Annotated in this window: 11 protein-coding genes and 1 pseudogene; 7 read left to right on the forward strand and 5 right to left on the reverse strand. The window is 57.2% G+C overall.

Annotation, left to right across the window (positions count from 1 at the left end; translation table 11 throughout):
* The 6 genes from RT613_RS19720 to sufA form a co-directional block, all read left to right on the forward strand.
* The coding region (locus tag RT613_RS19720) for a SufD family Fe-S cluster assembly protein (RefSeq protein WP_313618088.1) at window positions 1-383 on the forward strand (383 nt) is incomplete at its 5' end.
* 73 nt (window positions 384-456) lie between these two features.
* Window positions 457-1,212 carry a Fe-S cluster assembly ATPase SufC gene (gene sufC / locus RT613_RS19725; RefSeq protein WP_313618089.1) on the forward strand — a complete coding sequence of 252 codons (756 nt, stop codon included), beginning with the start codon at window positions 457-459 and terminating at the stop codon, window positions 1,210-1,212.
* A 23-nt stretch (window positions 1,213-1,235) separates the two neighbouring features.
* A complete protein-coding gene (gene sufD, locus RT613_RS19730; protein WP_313618090.1) occupies window positions 1,236-2,510 on the forward strand; it encodes a Fe-S cluster assembly protein SufD in 1,275 nt (424 codons plus the stop codon).
* Window positions 2,503-3,753, forward strand: a complete 1,251-nt coding sequence (locus RT613_RS19735) for a cysteine desulfurase (RefSeq protein WP_313618091.1) — start codon at window positions 2,503-2,505, stop codon at window positions 3,751-3,753. The genes sufD and RT613_RS19735 overlap by 8 nt, the downstream gene beginning before the upstream one ends.
* A gap of 11 nt (window positions 3,754-3,764) precedes the next feature.
* On the forward strand, window positions 3,765-4,145 hold the full coding sequence (locus tag RT613_RS19740; RefSeq protein WP_313618092.1) for an SUF system Fe-S cluster assembly protein: 381 nt from the start codon (window positions 3,765-3,767) through the stop codon (window positions 4,143-4,145).
* 255 nt (window positions 4,146-4,400) lie between these two features.
* Window positions 4,401-4,787 carry a Fe-S cluster assembly scaffold SufA gene (sufA, locus tag RT613_RS19745; RefSeq protein ID WP_313618093.1) on the forward strand — a complete coding sequence of 129 codons (387 nt, stop codon included), beginning with the start codon at window positions 4,401-4,403 and terminating at the stop codon, window positions 4,785-4,787.
* A 340-nt stretch (window positions 4,788-5,127) separates the two neighbouring features.
* On the opposite strand, the gene RT613_RS19750 is transcribed toward sufA, so the two are convergent.
* The 4 genes and pseudogenes from RT613_RS19750 to RT613_RS19765 form a co-directional block, all read right to left on the reverse strand.
* Window positions 5,128-5,745 (reverse strand): GntR family transcriptional regulator, encoded by a 618-nt coding sequence (locus RT613_RS19750; RefSeq protein ID WP_313618094.1) that lies wholly within the window; start codon window positions 5,743-5,745, stop codon window positions 5,128-5,130.
* Between the two features lie 120 nt (window positions 5,746-5,865).
* The gene (locus RT613_RS19755; protein WP_313618095.1) at window positions 5,866-7,071 is read right to left on the reverse strand and encodes an ABC transporter permease; all 1,206 of its coding nucleotides are present in this window, start codon (window positions 7,069-7,071) and stop codon (window positions 5,866-5,868) included.
* Entirely contained in the window at window positions 7,061-7,780 is a 720-nt protein-coding gene (locus tag RT613_RS19760; protein WP_313618096.1) for an ABC transporter ATP-binding protein, read from the reverse strand. The genes RT613_RS19755 and RT613_RS19760 overlap by 11 nt, the downstream gene beginning before the upstream one ends.
* 16 nt (window positions 7,781-7,796) lie before the next feature.
* Window positions 7,797-9,069 (reverse strand): annotated as a pseudogene (locus RT613_RS19765) (efflux RND transporter periplasmic adaptor subunit).
* 286 nt (window positions 9,070-9,355) lie between these two features.
* Between RT613_RS19765 and RT613_RS19770 the strand changes: the two are divergent.
* Window positions 9,356-9,655: a hypothetical protein gene (locus tag RT613_RS19770; RefSeq protein ID WP_313618097.1), complete on the forward strand. Its 300-nt coding sequence runs from the start codon at window positions 9,356-9,358 to the stop codon at window positions 9,653-9,655.
* On the opposite strand, the gene RT613_RS19775 is transcribed toward RT613_RS19770, so the two are convergent.
* On the reverse strand, window positions 9,634-9,957 hold a 324-nt coding region (locus RT613_RS19775), incomplete at its 5' end, for a diguanylate cyclase domain-containing protein (RefSeq protein ID WP_313618098.1). The two genes, RT613_RS19770 and RT613_RS19775, sit on opposite strands and share 22 nt — an antisense overlap.

The following is a 9,957-nucleotide window of genomic DNA, read 5'->3' on the forward strand; positions in this document are numbered from 1 at the left end:
CGAGCCGTATCATCGCCAAGGGTATTGCGGCCGGTTTCTCTGAAAACGTCTATCGTGGTCAGGTTTCTGCGCACCGCAAGGCAACCAATACCCGCAACTTCACCCAGTGTGACAGCTTGCTGATCGGCGACAAGTGTGGCGCGCATACCGTGCCGTACATCGAGGCAAAGAACTCGTCCGCTCACTTCGAGCACGAAGCGACAACCTCGAAGATTTCCGAAGATCAGCTGTTTTACTGCCTGCAGCGCGGTATCCCTGAAGAAGCGGCCATTGCGCTGATCGTCAACGGCTTCGTCAAGGAAGTCATTCAGGAATTGCCGATGGAATTTGCCGTTGAAGCGCAGAAGCTGATCGGCATCTCGCTCGAAGGTTCTGTGGGCTGACCCTTTTACGAATACGACCCTGAGTGCGCGGCTTTCGCGCACCATCGATCACACAATTCTTAGGAACAACACTATGCTTGAAATCATCGACCTGCACGCCAAGATCGCAGACACCGAAACCGAAATCATCCGTGGCCTGAACCTGAAGGTTGCGGCTGGCGAAGTGGCCGCCATCATGGGCCCGAACGGTTCCGGCAAGTCCACACTGTCCTACATCCTGTCGGGCCGTGACGATTACGAAGTCACCTCCGGTGACATTCTTTATAACGGCGAAAGCATTCTCGAGCTGGACGCTGCAGAGCGTGCCGCCAAGGGCGTTTTCCTGGCCTTCCAGTACCCGGTAGAAATTCCTGGTGTTGCCACCATGCAGTTCCTCAAGGTTGCGATGAACGAGCAGCGGAAGGCACGTGGTGAATCCGAACTGACAACGCCTGACTTCATCAAGCGCGTCAAGGAAGCCGCAGGCGATCTGAAGATCGACATGGACATGCTGAAGCGTCCGCTCAACGTCGGTTTCTCCGGTGGTGAAAAAAAGCGTGCAGAAATCCTGCAGATGGCGCTGCTTGAGCCAAAGCTCTGCGTTCTCGACGAAACTGACTCCGGTCTCGACATCGACGCGCTGAAGATCGTGGCTGACGGCGTCAACGCGCTGAAGTCTCCTGACCGTGCGACCGTTGTCATCACCCACTACCAGCGTCTCTTGGACTACATCGTGCCGGATACCGTCCATGTTCTCTACAAGGGCCAGATCATCCGCAGCGGCGACAAGACGCTGGCACACGAGCTGGAAGCCAACGGTTACGCCGACATCATCGGTGAAGCAGCCTGATCCGGCGCGAAAGGGATGATGTGATGAACATTCAAAACACAAACAGGCAGACGGCTGCAGAAGAAGCGCTCGTTGAAGCCTATACCGCGCAACTCGGCGACCTGCCGGGCAATGGCGCTGTGATTGCAGCGCGCGACAACCTGCTGGAAAACCTGAAAACGCTTGGCCTGCCAACCCGCCGTATCGAAGCCTGGCATTACACCGACCTGAAGTCACTGGTGCGTGCCCTGCCGGACGCTGTTCCAGTGCCGGTTCTGTCTCCTGCTGCCCCGATCGTTGACGGTTCGCCTGTCATCGCGTCGTTGCAGGGTGTGACAGTCAAGGGTGTGACGGCAGAGGGTGTTTCCGTTTCCACGTTCGGCGAAGCACTTCTGGATGGCTCGGCCGCAGCCAAGCTGACCGAACTCGACAAGGACGATGCCATTGGCCGTATCAACGGCAGCTTCGTGCGCGATGGTTTCGTGGTGGACATCCCGGCGCAGGCCGAGATTGAAACGCCAATCGAAATTCAGGCCATCCATGGCGGTGGCCAGGTTCACAACCGTTTCCCAGTCGTGTTTGGTGCTGGCGCCAAGGCAACCGTGATCGAACGTCACCTTGCGGCGACTGAAGACGGCGCCTTCGTGTCCTCGATCAGTGACATCACTGTTGGAGACGGCGCGGAAGCCACCTGGATCCTGCTGCAGCAGCAGGGTGCGGCAGACACCCATCTTGGCCAGCTGCGTATCCGCATGGGTGCAGATGCCAAGCTGCGTCTGTTCCTCGTCAATGCCGGTGGCAAGCTGGTTCGCCAGGAACTGCGCATCGATGTAGAAGGTGAAGGCAGCGATCTGATCGTTCGCGGCGTCAACCTGCTCGGTGGCGAAACGCATACCGATGTGACCATGGTTCTTGGCCACAACGTGCCGAACACGACCTCGACGGAAATCTTCCGCAACGTGGTTTTTGATCGCGCCAAGGGCATTTTCCAGGGCATGATCCGCGTTGCTCCAGACGCTCAGAAGACCGATGCCAAGATGGCGTGCAACACGCTGCTAATGTCTGATGATGGCGAGTTTTCGGCCAAGCCGGAACTTGAAATCTTCGCGGACGACGTTCAGTGCGGCCACGGTGCAACGGTTGCCGATATCAGCGACACCCATCTCTATTACCTGATGGCACGCGGTATTCCCAAGGCAAAGGCACGCGCCATGCTCGTCAACGCTTTCGTTGCTGAAATCGTTGAAGAGCTGGAAGAAGAAAACCTGGTAGAGGCGTTGGAAAACATCATTTCCAACTGGCTGGAAAATCATGCCTGATAGCGAACGCGCCGCAGTGGTGGCCCCTTATGACGTTGAAGCCGTGCGCCGGGATTTTCCAATCCTGTCGCGCGAAGTCTATGGCAAACCGCTTGTCTATCTCGACAACGGCGCGTCCGCACAAAAACCACAGGTCGTGATCGACGCGGTGTCGCATGCCTATTCGAATGAATATGCCAATGTGCATCGCGGCCTTCATTTCCTGTCCAATGCCGCAACCGATGCCTATGAAGCGTCGCGCGAAAAGGTGCGCCGCTTCCTGAATGCCGGTTCGGTGGATGAAATCATCTTCACCAAGTCCTCGACCGAAGCGATCAACACGGTTGCTTACGGTTACGGCATGCCCAAGATCGGTGAAGGTGACGAGATCGTCATTTCGATCATGGAGCACCACTCCAACATCGTTCCTTGGCACTTCATTCGTGAACGCCAGGGCGCCAAGCTGGTCTGGGTGCCCGTTGATGACGAGGGTGCCTTCCATATCGAGGCCTTTGAAAAAAGCCTGACCGAGCGTACCAAGCTGGTTGCCATCACGCATATGTCCAATGCGCTGGGTACCGTGGTGCCGGTCAAGGAAATTTGCCGTATTGCCCATGAGCGCGGCATTCCGGTGCTGGTCGATGGTAGCCAGGGCGCTGTCCATATGCCGGTCGACGTGCGCGACATTGATTGCGACTGGTATGTGATGACCGGTCACAAGCTGTATGGCCCGTCGGGTATCGGCGTTCTCTATGGCAAGGCTGACCGGTTGAAAGAAATGCGCCCCTTTATGGGCGGTGGTGAAATGATCGTCGACGTGTCGGAAGACATGGTGACCTATAACGACCCGCCACACCGTTTCGAGGCGGGCACACCGCCAATCGTGCAGGCCATCGGACTTGGTTACGCGCTGGATTACATGGATAATCTCGGCCGTGATGCCATTGCCGCGCATGAAGCTGATCTGGCGGCCTATGCCACAGAGCGGCTGCGGGCGATCAATTCCTTGCGGATTATTGGCAATGCGCCGGGCAAGGGTGGTATATTCTCGTTCGAGCTTGCCGGTATTCACGCTCATGACGTTTCCATGGTCATTGACCGGCGCGGCGTTGCCGTGCGTGCCGGCACACATTGTGCCATGCCGCTCTTGAAAAGGTTCGGCGTGACGTCCACATGCAGGGCGTCCTTCGGCCTGTATAATACACGGGCCGAGGTGGATGCATTGGCCGATGCGCTGGAATATGCGCGCAATTTCTTTGCCTGAGGATCAGGATCATGACTGCCGAAACAAGCGAACAGACTGCCGATATCGTAGAAACCGCTGGTGCGTCGTCCATCTCGCCAGCCGAGCTGGCGCGCCTGAGCGATGACGTGATTGCGGCGCTGAAAACGGTTTACGACCCTGAAATTCCGGCCGATATTTTTGAGCTTGGCCTTGTCTACAAGATCGACATCGAAGACGACCGCATGGTCAAGATCGTCATGACGCTGACGGCACCGGGTTGCCCGGTGGCTGGCGAAATGCCGGGCTGGGTAGAAAATGCCGTTGGCGCGGTTGAAGGCGTATCCGGTGTTGAAGTGTCGATGACTTTCGATCCGCCATGGACACCGGACCGCATGTCCGAAGAAGCCCAGGTTGCGGTGGGCTGGTACTAAGCCGCGTCAGGCTTGACTATCCTGCCACATCGCCAGTTTTGCGAAATCCGGTACCGGGTTTCGCGCTTTGCTATCTGGCTTGAGAACTCTCACCGGTTTTTGACGATTGCCATCCCTTGATATCGCGGGGTGCTAGGGCTAAATTCAGCATATGAAAACATCGGGCCTTTACCCCGGTGCTATTTTAAAAGTGTCGGTTCGTTTGAGAGCGCTTTTCAGCTCTTCAAAAGAACGATGCGACAGGAGAATGAGCCAATGGGCTTTGCTGTAATGACCATGACCGAGGCCGCCGCAACCCGCGTGAAGGCTATTGTCGCCAATTCCGGACCTGATGCCCAGGGCATTCGCATCGGCATCAAAAAGGGCGGATGTGCCGGCATGGAATACACCATCGACCTCGTCAAGGAAGCCGACGCCAAGGATGACCTGATCGAGTTTTCCGGTGCCAAGGTGTGGGTGCAGCCATCTGCCGTGCTTTATCTTCTGGGCACACAAATGGACTTTGAAGCCACCAAGATGCGCTCCGGCTTCACCTTCAATAACCCCAACCAGACATCGGCCTGTGGTTGCGGTGAATCGGTTGAGCTGCAGGCCGCTGACCTTGCGGCACTTGCCAAGCAGCGCGAAGCTGCCAACGCTTGATTTCTTAGGGCTGTCCGGGATCAAAGCGGGCAGCGATTTTTCCTTCGAGATAATACTGGGCGTCTGCCCCTGACATCTCTTCGCGTCGCTGATCTGGTTCGCGTGATTGGATCCTCGGGTCAGGCCCTGATATGACGCCGGGAAAATGGTTGGCGCAGAGTTCTTAAAAAACTCACCTCATTCCCGTGCTGGTCACGGGAATCTAGTCAGCCCGAGTCCGTGGGCTGAAAAGACTCTTCCGTCGCGCAGACGCGCTCCACTGGATCTCTGTGACATCCTTCGGGCCAGGCCCGAGCACAGAGATGAGGAGCGTCGGTGGTTGGCACCCCACGCCACCCGCTCAATGCGTCGCGTGGTGTGACAGCAGGCGGGTGTCGGCCTGTTCGGCCCGTTCGGAATTGCCATCCAGCAGTGCATTGATGATATCCAGATGCATCTGCACTGCCGTTTGCAGGGCGGCGCTGTCTGCCGAGGAAAACCAGATGCGTCGGAAATGGGTTTGCAGCGGCCAGAGTGACGAGGCGATGAAATTGTTCGGGCAGGCCACGGCGACAATTTCATCGAGATGTTTGTCTGCCTCGTAGAAGGTCAGGATGTCGTCGTTCTTTGCCGACAACACCATCTTCCCGGTACAGTTTTCCAGCTGTTCGCGCAGCGGATCACAGATGTTTTGCGCTGCCAGATGAACCGCCAGCGGCTCCAGCTGCTGGCGCGCCTGCAAAATGTTGCCACGGTCCCTCGGACTGATCTGCGCGACCTGCAGGCCGACACGCGGGCGAATGCGAATGAGGTTTTCCCAGGCCAGCCGCTGGATGGCTTCGCGCACCGGCGTTCTGCCGTGGCCGGTCAACTCAATCAACTGTCTTTCGTTTACGATGGCGCCGGGTTCCACACCCAGCGTAACAATTAGCTTTTCAAGGGCCAGATAGGCGAGGTGACTTTGCGACGCCTGCGTCATGAAAACCGATTCTTTATTGCACTGTCGTCAGTAGTGGCACGAAGGCCACAGACATGCAATATTCCAAATCCTTCATATAAGCAGGTGCAGCATCGTCAGAAACAAAAGTTTTTCCGTATCTTACTCGTGGCGCAGTGCCTCTATCGGGCTGAGACTTGCGGCGCGCCGTGCCGGGAAATAACCGAACACCACGCCAATTGCCGCTGAAAAGGCAAAGGCAAGGAAAATGATCGACGGGCTGGCAACAAAAGGCACGTTGAGGAAGCTGACCACGGCGTAAGCGAGGCCAAGCCCGGTCAAAATGCCGACAATGCCACCAAAGGCCGATAGCATGACGGCCTCGACCAGAAACTGCCGCAGCACCTGCGCTTCCAATGCACCGATTGCCAGGCGAATGCCGATTTCACGGGTGCGCTCAGTCACTGACACCAGCATGATGTTCATGATTCCAATGCCGCCAACCAGCAGACTGACCGCCGCGACCGAGCCGAGCAGGCCGGTCAAAAGGGTCGTGGTGCCGGTCATGGCAGAGGCAATCTGCGTCATGTCATTGACCGAAAAATCATCTTCGCGACCGATGACGATACGGCGTCTTTCCCGCAGCAGCGATTCCAGATCGGATTGCACCTTGGAGGTGGCAACACCATCCTGCGCTGACACCATGATGCTGGAAATGGTGCTGGTGCCGCCGATGCGGCGCTGGTGGATTTTCAGCGGCATGATGATGGTGTCATCCTGGTCATCGCCCATGCCGGACTGGCCCTTGGCCGCCAGAACGCCAACGACCGGACAGGAAATATTGCTGACACGGATGCTCTGGCCAATCGGGTTGCTGGCGCCGAACAGCTCGCTTCTGACCGTCTGGCCAAGAATGCAGGCAATCTGGCCGCCGCGCTCTTCGGCTGGCGTAAAGTCACGCCCCAGCGCCAGAGGCCAGTCCTGCGCGATCAGATAATCATTATTGGTGCCAAGCGCGCTGGTGGAGTGGTTCCTGCCGCCAAAAATGGCCGTCGCCGTGCTGCGGTTGACCGGGGAAACGGCACGCAGGCCGCTGATCTGGTCACGCATCGCCTGCACGTCGCTGTCGTTAAACCGTTTGGCTTCCGTGCTGGCGCGGCCGGGGCCGAACTGGCCGGGGCGCACAAACAGCATGTTGGTACCCAGTCGTGACAATTCGGATTTGACCTGTGCTGTCGTGCCATTGCCGACCGTAACCATGGCAATCACCGCAGCAACGCCGATCACCACACCCAGAACCGTGAGGAAGGATCGCAGCAGGTTGCGGCTGATGGCGCGCATGGCCAGTTTGATCGTTTCAGGAAACATGGGCAGGTTCTCCATGCGTGTTCAGGCTGTCAGACGCCAAACGGCCATCAACAAAGCGCAAAAGACGTTTGGCATAGGCGGCAATGTCATCCTCATGGGTGACCATGATGACAGTGATGCCCTGTTCACGGTTGAGCTCGGTAATCAGTTCCATGATTTCGACACTGGTTTTGGTGTCGAGGTTACCGGTCGGCTCATCGGCAAGAAGGACGGCGGGATTGGTGACAATGGCGCGGGCAATGGCAACACGCTGCTGCTGACCGCCGGACAACTCCTGCGTGGTATGACCTTCGCGACCTTTGAGACCCACCCGTTCCAGTGCGCGCATGGCAAGGGCGCGGCGTTCATGCGCTGGCGTGCCACGATAGACCAGCGGCAGTTCGACATTTTCCACCGCCGAGGTGCGCGGCAGAAGGTTGAAACCCTGAAATACGAAACCCAGCATGTGACGGCGAAGCAGGGTCAACTGACCGCCGCTGAAGCCTGAGGTCGATATGCCCTGAAACAGATAATCGCCCGATGTCGCCACATCGAGACATCCGATAATGTTCATGGCGGTCGATTTGCCGGAGCCGGACGGGCCCATGATGGCCACGAATTCGTGTTGGTGGATGGCAAGGTCAACACCGGACAGCGCACGGATGGTGGCTTCACCCATGCCGTATTGCTTGACGACGTTGCGAAACTCGATGAGGGGCGGTGTCTGCATGTCTGGCACCTCCCGGTCAGTTCCTGCGTGCGGTTGCATCTGTTATCAGCGCATCATCCGGCTGGATATTGCCTGATTTGACAACGGTGAACTGGCCGTCAGTGGAGCCGGTTTCAACCCGTTCAGCGACCGGTGTGCCGTTTTTCAAGATCCACACCGTGCGCTGGCCGGCCGTTGCCGCTGTGTCACCGCGCGCGGAACAGGCTCATCAGGCCGCGGCTGGAGGAGGCGTTCTGCTGCGGTGGGCTGTAACGCAGTGCAGCATTGGGAATGAGCAGCGCATCCTTGATGGATTCCACCACGATATTGGCGGTGGCGGTCATGCCAGGACGCAGTTTGAGGTTGCTGTTATCAACCGTCAAAATTGCCTTGTAGGTCACGACGTTGGACACGGTTTCGGAGGCAAAACGCACGGTCTGGATTTCGGCCGGGAAACTTTCTTCCGGATAGGCGTCAACGCTGAAGGTTGCCTGCTGGCCAGTATTGACCTTGCCAACGTCAGCCTCATCCACGGCCACCTGCAATTCCATTTCGCGGAGATCGCCGGCCATGGTGAACAGAACAGGGGCGTTGAGCGAGGAGGCAACCGTGGCGCCGGGGTCGACGTCACGCGTCAGGATGACACCATTGATCGGTGCAACGATCTTGCCCTTGCCAAGATTGACTTCAGCCAGACGCAGGTCCGCTTCCGATGACAGAACCGAGGCTTCGTTGACCTCCAAAGTCGCTGCGGCAGAATCGTAGGAATATTGCGCAGCGTCGAGATCCTGCTGGGTGGATACGCGGTTTTGAACGAGGTTTTTCAGGCGGTTGAGCGATGTTTCGGCAGAGCCAAGTTCTGCCTTGGCCTTCAACACGCTGGCCCTGGCGGAGGCCAGTTTGGCGCGGGCACTTTGAACGTCTGCTTCCAGCTTGTTGGTATCAAGCTCCAGCAACACGTCCCCAGCCTTGACCTCGCTGTTGTAGGTCACGTTGACCTTGCGCACCGTGCCGGACAATTCGCTCGATATATCCACCTGGTCGGTTGGCTGCACGGAGCCTGTCGAAGTGACGATAACCGACAGGCTATCCTTCTTGGCGGCAGCGGTCGTGTAGGTATAGACAGAACCACTGGAGGCGCTGAAATAGTAATAACCACCCGCGGCAATCGCGATGGCAGCGACGGCAAACAGATAGGTGTATTTGCGACTTTTGCGGCGCGTTGAACCGGAGGCTGCAAGAATGTCCTGCAGGTTGGGTTGCGTTGGCGCGCTTTTGGTGTTGTCGTCGATATTTTCCCGCTTGTTCATCGCATCCGCCTGTGACTTTTCATTCCTGGCCCTTTGCCTTGGAGATGTAACCTCAAGCAAATGCCCGGGATCCTGATCGCTTCATTCTACCTGATGTAGTGATGGCAGTTACATAGGTCACGGGGTTGTGAAAGTGAAATCTTGGTAATGTTACATTTGCAGTTGCAATCGCTAGACAAGCGACCCTTGCAGAGCAGTTCCTTAAAATCTACCTGATTGACGGAAAGAATGACCGGTGTGGCGCGTTTGATGCAACACTATGGCGGCCGATGATGGAGAGAAAGAAGTGAGCGACAACAGCAATCAGACACCGCAAACCGGGCTAGACACGACGCCTGCGCGCCGTCGCAAACCCGTGTGGCCATGGGTTGTTCTTTTGCTCCTGACACTGTGTGCCATCTACACCTACAATCAGGTGACGACAGTCATCGAGGCCATACGCCATCAGGTGCCGCCGGAATTCTGGGAGGTGCTGGAATGGATGTTCAGGCAGAGCGGACTGCTGCCGGATGATGGCCGCAGTGCTCCTGATTTTGCATCTCTCGTGCCTGATCTCAGTGTCGTTCAGGCCGTTTTGCTGGCGTAGTTCAAGATACCAAACTCGCTGGTGGCCACGGGTTGAATGTTGGTGCGGATATCGACGATCTTGCCGCTGGCCTTGGCGTCATACATCAGCTTGTCGGCCTGATCGAGAACCACGTCAAAAGTCATGCCGGGCATGGCCTCTGATATGCCGATGGCGGCACCGACCCTCAGCGTATTGCCATCCAGCAGAATGGGTTGGGCAATCTGGGTGCCCAGATCAAAAAAGCGCAATGCCGAAAACTCATATGCGGCGGGCGTGACAGAGACGATGGCAAATTCATCGCCACCCAGCCGGGCAATGAA

Origin of the sequence: Agrobacterium sp., from assembly GCF_032092815.1 — a bacterium.
Classification (GTDB): domain Bacteria; phylum Pseudomonadota; class Alphaproteobacteria; order Rhizobiales; family Rhizobiaceae; genus Agrobacterium.